Source organism: Microbispora sp. NPDC088329 (assembly GCF_040685655.1).
Lineage (GTDB): Bacteria > Actinomycetota > Actinomycetes > Streptosporangiales > Streptosporangiaceae > Microbispora.
This window is the reverse complement of record NZ_JBFBIP010000021.1, coordinates 91,328-108,568: the sequence shown is the minus strand read 5'-3', so window position 1 is coordinate 108,568 and position 17,241 is coordinate 91,328. Positions and strand designations below refer to the sequence as shown.

Below are 17,241 nucleotides of genomic sequence, written 5' to 3'. Positions count from 1 at the left end.
CATGGTGCGGTACGCCGCCGCGTTTCAAGGTCCGCGACCGGAGAATGCCGTAACGGGGTGAGGAACGCCTGCGGGGTGTTCGGTTGTGGGCTTCTCTTGATCGCCTCCTTGGACCTGGCCTCACGATCGGTGGCCAAACGATCCAGCACGTGCGCGGGCCGCTACATGAACCCGGGCGGAAGTCCGACGGCCGGCGAACAGGACCCGTATGCGCGAGCGAACAACGAGCAACCATGGGTGGCCCGCTGCTCGGGGCAGAGGGTGAGGCGAAACTGAGAAATTGCAGGTCAGCGGCTATGCTTGCTGATGAAACGCGGCAGGGCGGGTGGCCCATCGACCAGACGTAGCGCCTCTTTGATCTTTTCGTTTCCCAAGGGCACGTACCCGCCATCTCGGCTTCTCCCGAGAATCCTCCCGAGTTCAGTCAATGTCGCTTCGTCGAGCAACGACGGATTCGCCTCAAGCATCAATGCGATGCCGTCCCCGATTTGCTTGGGCGTGAGCATCCCCATTGTGCTGTTCAGTTCCGAAGAACCGTCATCATCCCCGATTCGGGCATTGCATAGCATTTTAATCTGCTCTTCGCTGAACAGCCTGGCCGTCAGGGCCGCAACAAAACGTTCCCGCGCTTCTGCGCTGCTCATGCTGGCTCTGCACTCTTCGAGTTCACCCAGCACTTCCCGCGAAGAATCTGCAGGTGCAGGTCCCGCCAAAGTGGACAACTCGGCAGTGGTGGCTCGACTGTCAGCCATACGAGTTCTGGCAAGTCTGTTCCACGTCGACTTCAGGGTCGGAAGTGCCTGATCGTTCCACCATCTCTTGACGTAGGGTTCAGCCTTCTTCAGAGCAACGATGGCGCCAAGAAGAACCAGGGCGCCGAGTAGCGCCTCGACTTCCAAGGGATCCGTTGCTTGTGAATCCGACGTGTACTCATTGGTAACATTGACAAAAACCGGCGGCGGGTCCCCCCTGTTCTCGTCGTCCGGAAAAAACGTTCCATGGTCGGTGAGGCGCCCTTGGTCATCGTATAGGTTCTGGTGGATGCCACCATCTTTTGACAGTCCAGGAGTCAGTCCATCGGGATACTCGTAATAGCCTCGGATCCTAGGCACGCGCTGCCATTCGGCGAGCGCGATCCATCTCTTTAGGAGCCCTGCTCCAACTGTACCTGCGACCACCGACCTTGCCGAGGTCTTCTGGATGAGCAGTGTCAGAACTTCCATCAATCTCGTTGTCCGGCTCATCCTCGGCGTGATGCCATTCACCGTTCTGAGCCGAAAGACATCCCAGTCGTCGCTTACTGGTGGGGCCGAAAGAGCCTAGTCTGATGGAAGTCGCTCTGGTCCATGGCGGGGCTGAGCAGGGCCGAATGAGAGCGCCCTGATCGATTTGTCGGTTGTCGAGCAGTGTTATCGGGTGGTTTTGGCGGTCCTCGCCGGAGCGAGTCGAGCGAGACCGCCGCGCAGGCCGGGGTGTCGCGACAGACGATCACGTGACCCGGCCGGAGAGTAGCAAGCGCTATACCGACTCGGGGGAGACGCACGACGAGCGCGGCCTGAAGCACCGGGAGGAGACGCGACCCGTCCCGATCTCGCCTGAGCAGGCGATCCTGCGAGATCACATCGAGACGCACCGTGTGGCCGGAGAGTGGCCGGCTGTTCCGGACGGTGAGCGGCAAGGCGTTCTCCGGCTCGACCGTCTCGAATGTCTGGAAGGATGCGCGAGGCTACGCGTTCCCTCCGGAGGTGGTCGCCTCGCCCCTGGCGGCCCGGCCGTACGACCTGCGTCACGCGGCTGTGTCCCTCTGGCTCAACGCGGGGGTTCACGCGCCGGAAGCCGCGGAGCGGGCCGGACACGGCACCGAGACGTTACTCAGGGTCGGCGTGATGCTCATGGTCTATGCCAAGTGTCCCGAGGGGCAACGCGAGGTGGCCAACGGCCGCATTCTGGAGGCCCTCACGGGATGAGGGCCTCAGCTGCCGTCGAGGTGCAGTTCTGTCGCTGGGTCGGCGGCGCACTGGCGGGCGAGATCTTTGAGTTGTCGGATCGCCTCTACGTCCTGAGCGGTCGATGCGGGGAGGCGGGCAAGCTCGGAGAGGAACTGCGGCATCTCGGCCGGCGAAAGGATCAGGCTGCGATACGGGTCGACGCGTTCCAGCATCGGATGGGTGCCGCGCCCGCGCACCTGGTCGACGAGACGCACGAAGACATCCTTGGAGTCTGGTGCGACGGCGATGGGAGCGAGTTTCCTTCGCTTCGGGCTGGTCCCGTGTTGCTCCACTCTCATCAGCACCGCGTCAACGCCCATGATCGCACCTTAGTCAGGACCTCGGGAGGGGTCTCGGGGTCCTTCGGCGTATGGGCGCGAAATCGTTCCGCGAGGCGCCGGAATCGCGTGGCTCACCTGGGGAAACGAGGCCGCGAGCATTTGTGCGTGTTCCGCGACCAGGGCATGCGGCTGCTGCCGGTTGCATGTCCGGACAAGCTTGACCGACCATGAAACCGCAGGTGAGACCACGGATGGCTGGTCGTACATGGTAGGGCGGGCGGGACTTGAACCCACGATCCACGGTTATGAGTCCGCTCGACCAGCGTCTCACGGCGCGTCATCAGGATGTCGGAACATCAGCAGGTTCGGACGAGTACGACAATCCTCGGCAGTTGTGTTCAGATGCCGATGAGTCGTACGCGGTTGCCGCACAAACGGACCATGTCGTTCACATCGGAGGTCAGCATGGCCACCGGGCCTGGCTGGCGCAATGCCATCTCCGCGATTGTCGCGTCGATCGCGTACTTGTGGCCGTGTAGGCCTGTGGCCTTGAGCAGTTCAGCGGACCTCTTCGCCGCGCTCCCTGTCACCGGCTCGACCTTCACGCGGGAGAGCACCCATTGAAGCCGCGGCATGTCCACTCGTGTGTGGCTGGCTTCCACAATGGTGTTGGCGCCGATGACGAAATCGGCACCCATGGAGTGAAGCACCTGGAACATGGCGAGGATCTTGCGGTCCTGCGCGACCCAGGCGGAAAGCCCTTGGGAGTCGAGGACGACGGTTTCGACGTGCTCGATCACGCCGAGCCGCCGGAATTCGCCGTCCCGAAGATGCAGGCGCGGGCCTCGGCCAGCTCCTCGTCGGTGAACTTCCCGTGCTCCTCCTGGTGACGCAGCAGGTCGGCACCCAGGAGTTGGTGCCGCAGCTGGCGTGCCACCGCCTCGGCGACATAACCCGAGACGTTGTCGGTGAGCTTCCTGAGCTCGGCGACCTGATCGCTTGGCAACGTCACCGTGATGCGTGTCGTGTCAGCCATACGTCAATCATACCGCGGTATGCGCAGATCGCACTCATGAGCGGTGCCGACCGGCCTGCCGAGCCCGGTGCACAGCACGGGGTTCCTCCTGCACGCGCTGGCGACGTCGTTAACAAGCCTGCACAAGGAAGCCGCAACAAGAGACAAACCGCTTACGAGCAATAGAGCTGACGATCTACAGCTGGAGTGCCAGAGAATCGCCGCGCAAGGACTTATCTACCTTTCTGGGCGCATAGGCAGCAGCGGTCGAAGGTGAATGGTTGCGCGCTGGCCTCGTGCCAGATATCCATCCTGTTCTCATGCCAGACTGTAGGAACGATCAATCTGATGATGACCAGAGCCACTACCTCCTCGGCCCCCGCCTCGAATAGCGTGGACGCAGCGCTTTGGGCGTGGGCGCCTGACACGAACAGGTCATCCACCAGCAGTATTCGTTCGCCGCGCAGCCTTTGACTTCCGTTCCGCGTGCCCATCATCTGGAAGGCGTGCGGGTGCGACTTTCGTCTGGCGAGCACTGAGGCGTACTTGTCGTTGGGCAGAAGAAGCGGCTTGTACAGAGGTCGCAGCGCGCTGACCATCCCGATGACCTGCGGCATGATGTGGAACGCCGCAATGGGGCGATCGAGTCGGGTGCTTGGAATCGTGGTGACCGTGGTGAACGGCCCGCCTGCCAACCCGGTCAGGCATGTCTCGTGAGCCTCGTAGAAGCGGGCGATGGTGGCCGCCATCAAGGTCGCAGGCTTCAGCCTGTTCGCACTCGCGGGGACGGCTTCCTTTCGGGCCACGAGCCTGAACAATCCGTTGTCGTCCCCTTCCTCAACGGCCAGCGATATCGGCACCACGGGTTCCACGTGACGGCGAAAGCCGTTCACGGTGCGATCACAACTTGAGCAGATTTCGTACGGCTCACCGTTGGGCTTGTTGTTGGGTCCCGTGTGGCAGATCCGGCAGACTCCGGGACGCGCCGCCGGAACGTTCCTGTACAGCGAGATGACGAGGTCGGTTACCGCCCTGGCGTCACCCATGGTCAGAATGTGGTCGACTGGAAGCTCATATCTATGAGTTTGACCGCATGATCGCAGAAGTCGTCAATGTCCTGAACGGCAGTGACGCCTCCCCGGAAGCCGGCCTGAGTAACCCACGGTTGTTCTTGGTGAAGCCGCTGGGACACGAAGACAGGTTTGCCTGTCTTGAGGGCGTTCGTCACATGTCGCTGGCTCGAGCCGCCCTTCCGGCCGTCGACCACGTAGACGATGGCCGCTAATCCGCAGGTCACGACATGAGTGAACGCCACCGTTCGAATGGTGGAGAGGGTTCCGGGCCAGAACTGGGAGACCAGTGCACCGCGCTCGCCTACCTGTTGAGCGACATTCGCGTACCGGGCGGGCTTCGAGGGCTCCTCTATCCCGGTGGCCAACACTCCCAATGTCCGTCCACCGGCAGCGATGACAGCCTCGTGAATCGCCATATCGAGTTCGGTGTGCAGTGGCGCGACTACGGTCAAGCCGGCCTCGGCAAAGGTGCGAGCAACGGCGGCGGCGTTCTCATGATCGTGTTCGCTGACGACAGCGACCGACCGGTGGTCCTCCAGGGCCAGGAGGCCGCGGGTCCACAGGAACGGCTGGTAGTTGTTGGTCCAGAACATATTGCCGGGATAGGCGTCGTCCAAAACGGTGAGGAGCTGGATGCCGCGGAAACGCATGGTGGTGATGAGATCGCGTGCCCAGTCCAGGTCATCGCGCCGGACCATGCTCCTGATGGCAACGGTATGTGCTTTGTCGTTGTCGTCCAATCCTGCGAGTTCACCGTCGAGCAGTTTCAGGGCGCTGCCGGCGGCGGCGATGGCACGGGCGGTGTGATGCCAGGGCTTGTCGTGAGTGGCTTTGGTGAGAGCAAGGACTGCGGCTTGCTCGTCGATCGTGATCATGATCATCACCATCTTGAACGTGATTTCGCTGTGAACGTACGCGCTGACACCGACATTCGCGGCGACGGGATGCATAGCGTGGGCGCCCATAGTGCCCGAGTTCGCAAGGCGGCACGCCGTAATCGGTGTAGGAGGGTTATGCCGATTCGGGCCTTGACAGTTCCGACGGTGCAGCGTTGGGAGGGCACCACACAGACCGTTCCCATCCCGCCGGAGCTGGTCAGGGTCCTGCGCACGCACCTGGAGAGGTACGGCACGGCCAAGGGCCAAGGATGATCGGCTTTCCGCACGCGGACAGTGTCACCTCGCCTCGGCCTGGTCCGCGTCATCCCGGGTGTATACCGTGACTGGCGACAGACAACGGCTCTCGGCGGCCTGCGGCTGCATGCCCAGTGACCGTGAGTATGAAGGAACCGCAGCTCGGGCAGGGTTTCCCTGATCAAGCGTGGTAGGGCGGGTGGGACTTGAACCCACGACCCACGGATTATGAGTGGAGGATCTCATGCACTGCTTCCACCGTTGCCCACCTGCAATTTTGCAGGGCTGATCGCTCCCTACAAAGAAGATCATCCCGTGCATATCCCGCGCTGAGTTTGGCGGCACCTTCTGTTTACAAGGTCCCCAAACGATCTCCGGGGCCGTTCAGGGTTGTTCGCCACGCTGATCGGCAGTCGCCTCGTCGTTCAGATTCGTTCGCCTCAGTTCATGATCGTCCACTTGGATGGTCCCAGAACGGCGTACTCCTACAAGCAGGCGGCTGGGACCTGTAGCGCGAGCGACTGCCACGTCTCCGAGAGACACATCCTAGTTGGCCGCCCACTCCCCTGGCAGAGCACGCTAAATGCTTCGTAATCATGCGAGTGACTTAGCACTGACGCAGCAGGAGGACCGTCCCCTGGGTCGCCCCCGTCCTCCTCGCAGTTGCCGATGCCCAAGGCTGGGACCGCCGGGTCAAGGGTCGGCGTAGCCGATCGCGAAGCGACGCCGTAGGCGCCCTTGACGCGGTGGGCACGGCCGGGAAAATCGAGCAGCGAGGAGGACAAGACAACCGGATTGGAGAGATGCGTCTGCTTAGAAGGGAATTGCAAAACTCAGCCTCAATCTTCATCAAGGATATAGAATTCATCGCCATCTAGCCAAATCAGCTGGCCATCTGCGATTCCTTCAATGTCAGGAGAAATGTCGAAGGTCAACGGTTCGGACAGGACGGTCATTCGACCAGCCGGCTCCAGGGTCAGATCGAATTTTTCCAGCTCATCATCCCCGACAGCGGTAAATCTTCCAAGTTCACTTTTCTCTGCTCGCTGCATTCCTATACCCGTTGCGATTATCTGATGCTTGGTGTGTATCTCTGCAGAGATAGCAGTCATATCGCGCTTAAGCACCTCTAGATACTGTGGCAAGAAGCTCTCATGGACTACATCATAATAGAATATGTTGCGATCTTCTGTCGAGAATGTTGCGCGCTCGGGATCCGTTGTGGGATCCATCCTGAATGTGCGGACCCACGGGAGGCCAATAAGCAATTGCTTGCCATTATGTACATATGCTCCAATCATTGGCGCCCTTAGTACGGCAAGGCATACGATAAACCTGAGTGTATATGCCTTCTGTGTCGAATTAGGTGCCAGCACCTTTTTCAAGTGCTCACTTGCTTTGATCAATGGTAGCGTTATGCCGCGATAGGTTTCATCTCCGGATATTTCCAGCTTAGAGCCTCGTAGCATGGATTTTGCGAACGATACTGCAAATGGCGTAGGGGTGTTGAAGAAGGAGTGGTGCTGGCAGCCGACAAGATCGTGTATGCTCAGCAAGAAAGGGGGTATCCTCTCCTCGCCCTTTGATATAACCCCAAACAGCCGAATATCCGTATGTGGCAGCCCGGCGATCTCTGGAAAAGAAAAAGTTTGAGTCGGATAGCTTTCTCGTAGAAAGAAAACATAGGGCATGTCGCTCTGCTTACATTCCACGAGAAGGCTAACAGACGGATGTATCAGGCTTTCGTGCTCTTGTTCTTGGGTTGGGCTCTTGATGGTGACGTTTGCCAAGACGTCGATTGATCGAGTCTGGCTCGTATCGGAGTCTATGTATGCCCATTCCTCTTGGATGCTGAACGGTCCCAGTTCCGAGAGATTGGCGCGCAGAGTATTGGCAACCTCTGCCTGAAATGGGTATCCGGACTTTTTAATCGCTTCAAATATTTTTTCCCCATCGATCGATCTGGGAAGGGACGCATAGGGCGGGATGCTTGCGTGATTCCCGGCCTCATCACTCACGGCGGACCTCCTGGGTATATGCACGCATGATATATGGATCACCAAGTACTCTGGGGATGTCCTGCATATGCTGGCCATCCGCGGGCTACGGCGTGGCCCGAGCTGCCGGCGGCCGGGACCGGCCCCCAGGCCGCATGCCCGGCCGCCGAGCGGGCGCAGGGCCGCGAGGCGGCGCGGAGCGCCGCCCTTGATTCTCATAAGCGCTATTCGGCAGTGTCGGTGGAGCTGGTCTTGCAACTCGGCTCAAAACGCTTTGATACTGCCGACCTAGCTCCTCGCGTAAGATGGAGTTATTCATCGGTATAGCTAGTGGCGCCCGAATCGATTCTGCGTTGGGCTTTGGCGAAAGCCCGGTTCGGCGTAGGCTCGCTCTTGCTAACGATGCTTTCGTATTCCGCGCGCAGGCCGCGAACAACTGAGTTGAGGGCATCGGTCGAAGGTTGATCGAAACTTAGTTTCGACTCCATTTTTGCCCTGTGTCGAAGTACCGTGAACTGGCGTGCAGAATCCTTATAGGAGGGGGCTTTCCTATCCGCGCCAAGAAAAGCAGCGGTCGCGGCAACAGCCCCCGCAACAGCAGAGGCGGCCCCCCACTTTCCTGGCTGCCCTAGGGCAACAAGTAGTCCAGAAAGGCTCGATACCAGGGCAGGCACGAAGACCAGCACTTTCCCCCAAAGTTCGGCAGATTTGGCGGCCTCGAAGTATGTCATTGCTGAATAAGTTGCGTCGGTATATAGCTCCTGAAGCTCGTCAATATAAGGCTTTGTGGATTCTGCATTCAATGTCATGGCTATCTCTTGATCACAGGAAATGGGATGACGGGACCACTTTTGAGGTAGTGGCATGTCCATTGAAGGTTTGGAGCGGACTCGGCTGCATCATCGAACCATAGTCCATTGAAATGCTGTGATTCATAAAGGGCTACTATTAGGGCTCGCCTTACAGGGTCAGAGCGTTCATTTCTAAATTCCTGCTTTAGGAGTGCGCCATCGCCAGGTCTTGCATACCGACCGATATATCGTGCAGAAGTTTCCCGAAGAAACCCCTCTTCGTTCCGGTTGGACAAGATGTTCCAGGCAGATTCGTATACACTTTTGGAGTAGATCGATCTGCGGAGGAGGAAGCATAGGAGGTGATGTTCGGCATACGGGTAGCTTTTTAGGCTTCGAAATGTCAGCATGCTTTCTAGAGGTGGGGCGATTTCCGCTTTTGACTTGCCATAGAAGGACTCTAGATAATTGATAATTGAAGGTGCAAGATGGGGAACTTGAGAGAAGTTTTGTACGACCCATTCGACTGCATAGTCATCGTCAAGGCGAATCATTTGATTCAAAGTGAATCTAATGTCCCGTGCGTTAGGCGGCTGCTCCGACGTGGCAGAGTCGAATAGGCGTCGGACAAGGTCTCCCGCTAGAGGTGATTGAATGTCGACCCCGTACCGTATTGCATCTTTATCGCCATTGTCGAACTCTTCTGCAACTTCGTGGGCAAGAAGTACTTTAGTTTTGGCGCCAGACATGCTCAGGCGTCGGCCGCGCATGATTCGGTTTATCGATATGAGTTCCTGTCGGAGCTCTTCCCAGCTGCTCCCAAAGAGAGCGAGATCATCCGAATAGCGGAGATACTCAACTCCCTTGCGCTGTAGGCTGGTGTCGACCGGAAGCAGATATAAATTAGCCAGAACTCCAGAAGCGTCAGGGCCTTGAGGTATGCCCCCCACATGATTCATCCGCTGAAAGCTTCGGAGAAAAAATTCCAGATGTTTCCTGGTCCACATGCGTACTCCCAGGCATGTCAGATCCTCTAGGAGTACATCAATGTCGATATGTTCATAGAACGAAGTGATATCGGTCTTTGCGAGAAGCTTTGCCGGATACTTCTCATGCAGAGCGCGCCCTCTTTCTTGCATTTTCACCCATGATCCAATAGGGGCTCTCAAGTCGCCTTTGAACTTGGACCATCGATAACTGTATACGTTGTCGGGGAGCTCTCCGTCTATCAGCTCTGCAATCGAAAACACTAGCGCTTCGTAGATGAGTCGGTCTTCGAGTGATAGCCGCGCTAGCGGCCTTACAGTAAGCCGGTCCTTTGGTAGATCGACTATCTCAACGGCGCCTGGGAGGTAGCTGCCTGCCCAAAATCGGCTGAGGAGGTTATTTTGGTAATGGGGCCAGCAGTAATTGACGTCGGCGTGCGCGATGACATCTGGCAGATCTAGAGTGTTCTGACTTTTGTAATAGCGTTGCCAGGCGAATTCTAGCCAGTTGGCGAACGGGGTGACTGAATCAAGCATAGTTTGAGCTACCTCTTCCGACAGACCGGGTCTTGCCGAGTGAGGCACTCCGGGGGGCGGTCCTCATATGGTATTGGAGCACGCGCTTGGTTCGGTCCACTTTGAACATGCTGCAGTCCGCTTCAGTGTCGCTACCGCAATGATGCGATGATTTGAGTCACTAATGCGGACCGATAGTGGTGGTTTCGGTGGACCGAAATTTGAGCTGTCTAGTGGAACAGAGACTCTGAGCTCTCGGACTCCCATGTACTTAGCGTGATGCCGAGCGGTAGCTTCGCTGTGTGGCTACCAACGAAGAGCGGTCGCGGTGGGTCGTTCATAGTGAGCGGCTGATCTATGACAACCGGTGGGTCCGGCTGGGCCTGGTGGACGTCGAGATTCCTGATGGTGAGCGGTTTGAGCATCATGCGGTGCATCTGGATCGGGCGGCCATCGCCGTGGTGGTCGACGAGCAACAGCGGGTGCTGATGATGTGGCGGCATCGGTTCCTGTTCGACCGGTGGGGCTGGGAGCTGCCGGGCGGCCTGGTCGACGCGGGGGAGGACCCGATGGCGACGGCGGCCCGTGAGGTGGAGGAAGAGACGGGGTACCGGGTCAAGGAAATCGAGCACCTGGTGACTTATCAGCCGATGGCCGGCATGGTCGACTCCGAGCACAACCTGTACCTCGCCCGCGGTGCCGAGCTGGTGAAGGAGCCCAGCGGGGAGATCGAGGCGGACCTGATCGAGTGGGTTCCGATGAAGGAGATCCCGGACATGATCGCCCGGGGCGACATCTGGACCTCGGGCACGCTGGTCGGTCTGTATGCGGCCCGCGACCGGCTCAACGGAGGGCGTGCGTAAGTCGCCGGCTGAGTTCGTCGATGCGCTTGCGCTGTCGGCGGGACCCGGTCATGGTCGCCAGGTGCCTGGCGCGCTGGATGTGCGGTTGGGCGGCTTCCGGGTCGCCCATCGCGAGCAGGGCATGTCCCAGGTCGCAGCGAAGCGCCGCCTCGGCGCGGTTGTAGGTGCCGTCCATCCCGGCGAGTGCCGACCGTAGGTCCTCGATGGTGCCGGGGTCGCCGAAGCGGACGAGGCAGTTGCCTCGCCACCGGGCCAGGTGGTGGATGTCGAGCGACAGGTAGGGCATGTCGGGGTCGCTGTTCCCGTCCGGTAGGAGAGCGGCGGCCTGGTCGAGTGCGGCCCGGCAGGTCGCCTCGTCACCGAGGATCGCGGCTGCTTCGGCTTCTGCGGCTGAGAGCCACGAACGTAGCCGGATGGGAATGCGGTCGCGGTGGGTGGCATGGACGTACTGCAGGAGTTCGGTTGCCTGCGCGGGCTGTCCCAGGTCCATGAGGACGTATGCCTGTTCGGCGCAGACGTGGGCGATGACGGCGGGGTCATCGGCTTCGCGGGCGGCGGCCTTGGCATTCTCATAGTGGTTCCAGGCGTCGTTGAGGGCGCCGGTGTTGATGGCCTGCCATCCGGCGAGGGATTCGGTCTGGGCGAGGACGTGGGCGAGCTGCGCGCGTATGCCGGGCCGTACGGCATGACGATGGGCGCGCTGTATTTGAGAGATTTGGGCGCGCATTTTGTCGGCGATGGCGGCGCTGCCGAGTCGGCGGTCCAGTAGGCGCAGGTTGTTGGTGTCGGTGTTGAGGATCATGACCATTGTCGAGTCGATGGCGGCGGCGGCCTCGATGCGGGCGGTGAGTTCGGCGGTCTGCTCCTGGTGCTTGTCGCCGTGGTCGCCGGTGGGTGAGGCGATGTCGAGCGGTGCCAGGCCGAGCAGCATGCGGGCGTGGTCGGGCAGGCCGAGGCCGGCGGCAATGCGCTCATAGACCTCAAGGTCGGTGACCTGGCGCTGCCCGCGCATGAGTTGACTGATCCGGCCCTGGGCGATGCCGGTGGCGGCGCTGAGGCGGACCTGGCTGGCCCCCGCGTACTTGACAGCGAGGTTGAACAAGCCCGCTACGTCGCGTTTTCTGAGGATTTCCCTGCTTTCTTCGCGGTCCCATACCCGTTCGGGTAGCTGGATCGGCTCGAAAGCGTTCCCGTGCATTCCGGCCTCCGGTCGTTCGCCCAGGCTGGTGGTGCATGGCTTGTGCTGAGAACTCTATATCTCCCGGTGATATATCCCGTGGGAATAGGACTGGATTCGTCTGAGATCCATTCTTTCCGGCATGACCACACCAGTTAAGTGCACCGCGTGCGACGGGCGCGGCTGGAAGATCGTCACTCGACGCGGGCAGGTTGCCGCCGTGGCGCTGGGCCTGGAGACCTCGTCGCGGGAGGACTGCCTGTACTGCGACGGCGGCCAGGTGCTCGTGGAGATGTTCGAGTGGGAAGTCTTCGTCACCGCTGATGGGACCGACGAACTCGGCCCGTGCAGCACCAGCGCCGGACAGGCCACCTCGATGGACGAGCTGCGGACGGCGCTGCGTCGCATGGACCCGGCCCGGCAGCCGTGGGGGAGGATCACGCACCGGGTCTACGACTTCGGCACCGTGCCGGACGACTGGTCCCGCCGGATCATCTTCCGCGCCACCCTCGACGCGGCCGGGCAGGTCCGCTTCGAACGGACCGACCGGTGAGCAACCGCACCCCGGCATGGGGTGGGCCGTGCCCATCGCCGCATCTCCCGCCACTGCAGAACGGGGCCATACCGCTCGCCTGGCACAAGCCGGGCCGGTTCGCCTGGTCGCGGGTGCTCGCCTGGACGTGCCACGAGCATCGCATCACCTGGTACGAGTTGTGCGCGGCGGGCGGTCTGTTCTACATCCGCCGATTCAAGGGGGATGAGATGAAGCCGAAGGTCGCGCAGACGCACGCCTGGCGGGAGGCCGAGGCGTGGGCGGTGTGGCTGGCGCTGCTGTCCGGGCGGGCTCAATAGCCTTCCCGCTGGTGGCTGAGGTCCTGACAGGCATTCGCTTAGCCGCTACTGTGCTTATGCAGACAAGTGGAAAAGTGATTGGGCGCTTAACATGAGCATGGACTTCGCCCCGCCGAAGTACGCCCAGGTGATGACGGCGATTCAGCAGCGTATCCGGGACGGGGAGTACGCGCCCGGCGACATGCTGCCCTCGGAGACACAGCTCGTCCGGGAATTCGGCGTCGGCCGCACCACCGTTGTGCGGGCGCTGCAGACCCTTGCCATGCAAGGCTGGATCGAGCGCGAACACGGCCGCGGCTCGTTCGTGAAGGGCCGCCCGGAAAGCCCCGCCGAGCGGGTACGGCCTGGCCTGTCGACGGTCGAGCATCCCGAGAGCGCCGAGAACATCGTCAGCGTTGCCCGGGTGCCGGCCCCCCGGCACGTCGCCAAGCTCATGGGCGTCGACGAGCGAACCCCCGTGATCGCCCGTCACCGCGTCACGCGGCAAGGCGACCGGGTCTCGGCGGCGGGAACGCTGTGGTTCCCCCTGGAGATCGCGCTGGGCACCGACCTGGACAAGCCCGATCCGCTGCGGCATGGCGTCCGGCAGCACCTCCAAGCGGTGAAGCATCTGCGGGTAGACCACGTCACCGAACGTCTGACCGCGCGGAAGCCGACCAAGGAGGAAGCCGACCTCCTCGGCTCCTCGTCCCCGGTTCTCGGCGTGCTGGCCACCGTCCATGACCCGGCGGGGAACGTGCTCCTGGTGCTCAGCGTGGCCCTGCCAGGTGACCTTCACGAGCTGGAAGACGTCTATCAGGTGCCCTCTAGGTGATCGGTGCGTTCTACGCGGCCGTCAGGCATGTGATTTTGTTGGTCTGAACGGACAGCGCTTGTAGGTGAGTTTTGACAGCGGTTGAAGATCAACATGGGGCGGAATGTTGGTGAGAAACGACAGCGCCCGCTCCGCCGTGATCAGACGCGTCCTGTGCCATCGAACCTTGAGCATGTGTCATCGAAGATCGAGCGGTGTGGATCACTGAAATAATGGACGTCGCGCGACGAAGACGAACTCTCGGCCTGGTCGGTCAGGCGCTTCGCGAACCTCCTCGACCACGTAGCCGTGCGTGGCCAAGTCCCTCTCGACATCCTGCCGCTCACGGAAGCGCAACGTCGAGTCCGACGTCAGGATCTGGCCGTCCGCAGCGAATACGTAAGTCCACTGGAATGTCACCAGCGGCCAACTCACGTCGATCAGCTGGACCCAGCTCTCGACGGCGCCGACGTCAGGAATCTCCGTCACGCTGTAAGAGCTCTCGCGGTTCCACTCCTCCCAAGCGCGCCTCGCCGGATCCCGTGTCTCGAACACCAGGCGCCCGCCAGGCACCAGTGCTTCGTAGGCCCCCTGCAGCGTCTTCTGCCATATCTGCGGATCAACAATGGCCTGGGCGACGTTCGCCGTCATCGTCGCGAGGTCAACCCGCAGCGCCGGGAGAGCTCTCGCATCACCGCAGATCCAGCGTGCTCGCTCACTGCCCGGTTTTGCGCGAGCGACATCGATGGACGCCTGGGCGGGATCGATGCCGATGACCTCGATCCCGCGATCAGCCAGTTGGAGGCCGAACACTCCTGTCCCGCAGCCAATGTCCAGTACTCGATGCGCCCTGAACTCTTCCGCCATCCGGACGTATGCATCGAGATCGCTGCGATCAGGGTCGAGGTGGTCGTAGATCGCGGCGAGCCGTGGATGCCCAAAGCACTCGTCAGTCATGCTGCCGAACGTATGCGGAGCCGGCCCTGGACAACCACTCGGTTTCGCGACTCCTCAGTCCGGATGCCCGAACGCATCCGCGAGCGGCTCCTCCGCCATCCAGACCACCCGCACTTCGCACCGATCAAACTTCGATGGCGCGGCTTCGACGCTGGCGCTTACGTCCATGGCGAGGATGGCGAGATCAAAGCTCATAAGTACCTCATCTAACTAGAACCTGGCTGGAGGGCAACGGAAGACTTACCCGCACTCTTAGGTCAACCACTTGTGCGGACGAGTGGGCGAGACTTAGAGTAGAACTCAATCGGACGAGTGGACGAGCGCATGAGATGCTTATCCCGAGCAAAGGAATCAAGAACATGGCCATTGCAGGACCCATCCCGATCGCCTTCGAGCACGTCTTCCCGCACGGCTGCTATCTGGTGGGGGAGGTGGAGCAGGTCAAGGACTTCACCGCCTCGACCGGCGGGCGCACCGTGTTCGCCAAGGACAAGACCACCGGGGAACTGGTCTGGCAGGTCGCCGTCATGGACGCCGACCCGGCCGCCAAGCTCGCCCAGAAGACGGTGGCGGTGAAGATCATCGCTCCGGTGCGGCCGGTCCCGCCGCCCGCCACGCCCGGCCTGCCCATCACGCCGGTCGAGTTCGAGGGGATGACGGTCACGCCGTACGTCCACCAGACCACCGGACGACTGGCCTACTCCCTGCGGGCGAGGGGCATGCGAGCTCCCCGCGCCGTCGCCCAGGGCAAGCAGGCAGGTGCCGGTAAGGAGGTGGCGGCCTGATGCTCCGCGACCCCTACACCTACGTCACGCTGTCGCTCAGCCCCGGCAACCCGGCCAACGTCGGCATCTCGTTCTACTCGCCCGAGCTGCGGGCCGGGGCCGAGGTGCTCGACTCCGGGCGGCCCTACTTCGCCATCACCAGCCCGAGCGTGGACGTGACCGTCTCGACCACCGCGGCCGGGCCGGTCACCCCCCGGGATGTCGAGATCGCCCGGCAGATCGTCCGGGCCGCCTCGCGCTACCTCGCCGAGTGCGAGCGCCTGATCGAGCAGCAGGCCGACTCCAACCAGCTCGCCCTTCCCGGCGTCGACGGCTCGGTGGCCTGACACGCAAGCGGGGCCGCTGGAAGCGGGAACTTCCGGCGGCCCCTCGGATCTCCCACGCACGCCAATGCTTGAGAGGACTCCAGCCTAATGCTGAGAAGACTGCCCGGAGACGAGGCACGTAACCTCGTCTCCACTACCCCGGACACGGCCGTCGTCTTCCGTCCGGCCGTCATGCAAACTCCCGCGATCGTCACCATCGTGATCTGGCTGGCCCGTCTGCTGCGCGGGCTGATCCGAACCCTGTGGCGGCACCCGATCGCCTGCACCGTCGCCCTGGCCCCCGTCGTGGTCACCCTCGCCTACGGCTGGCGCATGGCCGTGGTCCTGACCGGTTTCCTGCCCGCGACGGGCCTGTCGTGGGTGCTGCTGGAGCGGGACTCCTTCCTGCGCGTGGTCGGCTGGCCGCTGCTGGCCTGGTGGCGCCTGGTCTGGGTCTACCGGCGGCACTGGCAACCGGTGATGATCGTCTCCGGTCTCGGCCGTCACTTGCGCGGCCGGGACTATCTGCCCCGACTGGTCAAGGTGCGGTGTACCTCGTGGGCCGACCTGGTCACCGTGAAGATGCTGAACGGGCAGGCGGTCAAGGACTGGACCGACCGGGCCGACCACCTCGCCCACGGGTTCGGTGCCCGAAGTTGCCGGGTGTCGATCGTGCGGGCAGGTCGGCTCGTGCTGACCCTGCCCCGGCATGACCCCCTCGCCGAGCCGTTGCCGGCCGTCCCCATCCCTGAGACGCCTTCGGTGGGGCCGGTCGAGATCGGCCGGTGTGAGGACGGCACGCCGTACCGGCTCAAGGTCCACGGCACGCATGTGCTGATCGCGGGTGCGACCGGTGCGGGCAAGGGCTCCTACCTGTGGAGCGCCATCCGCGGCCTGCTCCCGGCGATGCGGGCGGGCCTGGTGCAGGTGTGGGCGCTCGATCCCAAGCGGATGGAGCTGTCCTTCGGCCGGGCCCTGTTCGGCCTCCGCTATGCGGCGACCCCGGCCGAGTGCGTGGACCTGCTGGAGGCGGCCGTGGCGGTGATGCAGGAGCGGGCCGACCGGTTCGGCGGCAACCAGCGCTCCCACACACCCACCGTGGCCGACCCCTTCGTCCTGGTCGTCGTCGACGAGGTCGCCTTCCTGACCGCCTACCAGTCCGACAAGCACCTCCGCGAGCGGACCAAAGCGGCCCTCGCCACGCTCACCACACAAGGCCGCGCGGTCGGCGTCGGCGTCATGGCCGCACTCCAGGACCCGCGCAAGGAGGTCATGAACATCCGCAACCTGTTCCCCGACAAGATCGCGCTCCGGCTCGACGAGAGCGAACAGGTGGACATGGTCCTCGGCGACGGCGCACGCGACCGGGGCGCGCTCGCCGACCACATCTCACCCGTCCCTGAGCAGGGCGCGGGCATCGGCTACGTCCGGCTGGAGACCTCACCCGACCCGATCCGCGTCCGGGCCGCGTACGTCTCCGACGAAGACATCCGCGCCATGGTCGCCACCCTCTCGATCGGCAGGGCGGGGGCGCGCGCCTGTGGTTGAAATCTCCCACCTGCTCGACGAGCTCACCTGCGCGGCCTGCGGCACCCGCAACGCGCTGTGGCTCTACCCCATCCGGGGCGTCATCGAGTGCCGCGAGTGCGGCGAGAAGGCAACCGTGATCGTCGAGCCCTCCGGCGGTGACCAGTGACAGTCACCAACGACAGGGCAACCCCGCGCGCCG

21 protein-coding genes are annotated in these 17,241 nt (G+C 62.2%); 9 read left to right on the top strand and 12 right to left on the bottom strand.

Translation table 11 applies throughout. From position 1 onward, the window contains the following. Positions 1-287: 287 nt before the first annotated feature. A complete protein-coding gene (locus AB0O28_RS31215; RefSeq protein WP_363646139.1) occupies positions 288-1,223 on the bottom strand; it encodes a hypothetical protein in 936 nt (311 codons plus the stop codon). A 411-nt stretch (positions 1,224-1,634) separates the two neighbouring features. Between AB0O28_RS31215 and AB0O28_RS31210 the strand changes: the two genes are divergently transcribed. After that, entirely contained in the window at positions 1,635-1,967 is a 333-nt protein-coding gene (locus AB0O28_RS31210; protein ID WP_363646138.1) for a hypothetical protein, read from the top strand. A gap of 5 nt (positions 1,968-1,972) precedes the next feature. Here AB0O28_RS31210 and AB0O28_RS31205 read toward each other — a convergent pair whose 3' ends face one another. From AB0O28_RS31205 to AB0O28_RS31170, 8 genes are all read right to left on the bottom strand, one after another. Next, positions 1,973-2,308, bottom strand: a complete 336-nt coding sequence (locus tag AB0O28_RS31205) for a hypothetical protein (RefSeq protein WP_363646137.1) — start codon at positions 2,306-2,308, stop codon at positions 1,973-1,975. Between the two features lie 359 nt (positions 2,309-2,667). After that, entirely contained in the window at positions 2,668-3,069 is a 402-nt protein-coding gene (locus tag AB0O28_RS31200) for a DNA-binding protein (protein WP_363646136.1), read from the bottom strand. Beyond that, entirely contained in the window at positions 3,066-3,305 is a 240-nt protein-coding gene (locus AB0O28_RS31195) for a type II toxin-antitoxin system CcdA family antitoxin (RefSeq protein WP_363646135.1), read from the bottom strand. The genes AB0O28_RS31200 and AB0O28_RS31195 overlap by 4 nt, the downstream gene beginning before the upstream one ends. A gap of 212 nt (positions 3,306-3,517) precedes the next feature. Next, positions 3,518-4,330 (bottom strand): phosphoribosyltransferase, encoded by an 813-nt coding sequence (locus AB0O28_RS31190; protein ID WP_363646134.1) that lies wholly within the window; start codon positions 4,328-4,330, stop codon positions 3,518-3,520. A 2-nt stretch (positions 4,331-4,332) separates the two neighbouring features. Beyond that, a complete protein-coding gene (locus AB0O28_RS31185; RefSeq protein WP_363646133.1) occupies positions 4,333-5,307 on the bottom strand; it encodes a DNA-processing protein DprA in 975 nt (324 codons plus the stop codon). Positions 5,308-6,329: 1,022 nt separating this feature from the next. Further along, on the bottom strand, positions 6,330-7,508 hold the full coding sequence (locus tag AB0O28_RS31180; RefSeq protein WP_363646132.1) for a hypothetical protein: 1,179 nt from the start codon (positions 7,506-7,508) through the stop codon (positions 6,330-6,332). A 290-nt stretch (positions 7,509-7,798) separates the two neighbouring features. Then, positions 7,799-8,296: an SLATT domain-containing protein gene (locus AB0O28_RS31175; protein WP_363646131.1), complete on the bottom strand. Its 498-nt coding sequence runs from the start codon at positions 8,294-8,296 to the stop codon at positions 7,799-7,801. A 2-nt stretch (positions 8,297-8,298) separates the two neighbouring features. Next, positions 8,299-9,801: an RNA-directed DNA polymerase gene (locus tag AB0O28_RS31170; protein WP_363646130.1), complete on the bottom strand. Its 1,503-nt coding sequence runs from the start codon at positions 9,799-9,801 to the stop codon at positions 8,299-8,301. 281 nt (positions 9,802-10,082) lie between these two features. Between AB0O28_RS31170 and AB0O28_RS31165 the strand changes: the two genes are divergently transcribed. Then, entirely contained in the window at positions 10,083-10,643 is a 561-nt protein-coding gene (locus AB0O28_RS31165; RefSeq protein WP_363646129.1) for an NUDIX hydrolase, read from the top strand. On the opposite strand, the gene AB0O28_RS31160 is transcribed toward AB0O28_RS31165, so the two are convergent. After that, on the bottom strand, positions 10,624-11,841 hold the full coding sequence (locus tag AB0O28_RS31160) for a helix-turn-helix domain-containing protein (protein WP_363646128.1): 1,218 nt from the start codon (positions 11,839-11,841) through the stop codon (positions 10,624-10,626). The genes AB0O28_RS31165 and AB0O28_RS31160 overlap by 20 nt on opposite strands. A gap of 121 nt (positions 11,842-11,962) precedes the next feature. Here AB0O28_RS31160 and AB0O28_RS31155 point away from each other — a divergent pair, with 121 nt between their 5' ends. From AB0O28_RS31155 to AB0O28_RS31145, 3 genes are all read left to right on the top strand, one after another. Further along, a complete protein-coding gene (locus tag AB0O28_RS31155; protein ID WP_363646127.1) occupies positions 11,963-12,373 on the top strand; it encodes a hypothetical protein in 411 nt (136 codons plus the stop codon). Further along, positions 12,370-12,672 carry a hypothetical protein gene (locus tag AB0O28_RS31150; protein ID WP_363646126.1) on the top strand — a complete coding sequence of 101 codons (303 nt, stop codon included), beginning with the start codon at positions 12,370-12,372 and terminating at the stop codon, positions 12,670-12,672. Before AB0O28_RS31155 ends, AB0O28_RS31150 begins: the two co-directional genes overlap by 4 nt. Positions 12,673-12,763: 91 nt before the next feature. Next, positions 12,764-13,486 carry a GntR family transcriptional regulator gene (locus AB0O28_RS31145; protein ID WP_363646125.1) on the top strand — a complete coding sequence of 241 codons (723 nt, stop codon included), beginning with the start codon at positions 12,764-12,766 and terminating at the stop codon, positions 13,484-13,486. Positions 13,487-13,687: 201 nt separating this feature from the next. On the opposite strand, the gene AB0O28_RS31140 is transcribed toward AB0O28_RS31145, so the two are convergent. Beyond that, entirely contained in the window at positions 13,688-14,422 is a 735-nt protein-coding gene (locus tag AB0O28_RS31140) for a class I SAM-dependent methyltransferase (RefSeq protein ID WP_363646124.1), read from the bottom strand. Between the two features lie 54 nt (positions 14,423-14,476). After that, positions 14,477-14,617 carry a hypothetical protein gene (locus AB0O28_RS31135; protein WP_363646123.1) on the bottom strand — a complete coding sequence of 47 codons (141 nt, stop codon included), beginning with the start codon at positions 14,615-14,617 and terminating at the stop codon, positions 14,477-14,479. Between the two features lie 164 nt (positions 14,618-14,781). On the opposite strand from AB0O28_RS31135, the gene AB0O28_RS31130 reads away from it, so the two are divergent. From AB0O28_RS31130 to AB0O28_RS31115, 4 genes are all read left to right on the top strand, one after another. Then, entirely contained in the window at positions 14,782-15,207 is a 426-nt protein-coding gene (locus AB0O28_RS31130; protein ID WP_363646122.1) for a plasmid replication, integration and excision activator, read from the top strand. Beyond that, complete coding sequence (locus AB0O28_RS31125; protein ID WP_363646121.1) at positions 15,207-15,533, top strand: hypothetical protein; 327 nt, start codon at positions 15,207-15,209, stop codon at positions 15,531-15,533. The genes AB0O28_RS31130 and AB0O28_RS31125 overlap by 1 nt, the downstream gene beginning before the upstream one ends. A gap of 87 nt (positions 15,534-15,620) precedes the next feature. Then, the gene (locus AB0O28_RS31120; protein WP_363646120.1) at positions 15,621-17,060 is read left to right on the top strand and encodes an FtsK/SpoIIIE domain-containing protein; all 1,440 of its coding nucleotides are present in this window, start codon (positions 15,621-15,623) and stop codon (positions 17,058-17,060) included. Further along, positions 17,053-17,208: a hypothetical protein gene (locus AB0O28_RS31115; protein ID WP_167530332.1), complete on the top strand. Its 156-nt coding sequence runs from the start codon at positions 17,053-17,055 to the stop codon at positions 17,206-17,208. Before AB0O28_RS31120 ends, AB0O28_RS31115 begins: the two co-directional genes overlap by 8 nt. The last annotated feature ends 33 nt before the right edge of the window (positions 17,209-17,241 follow it).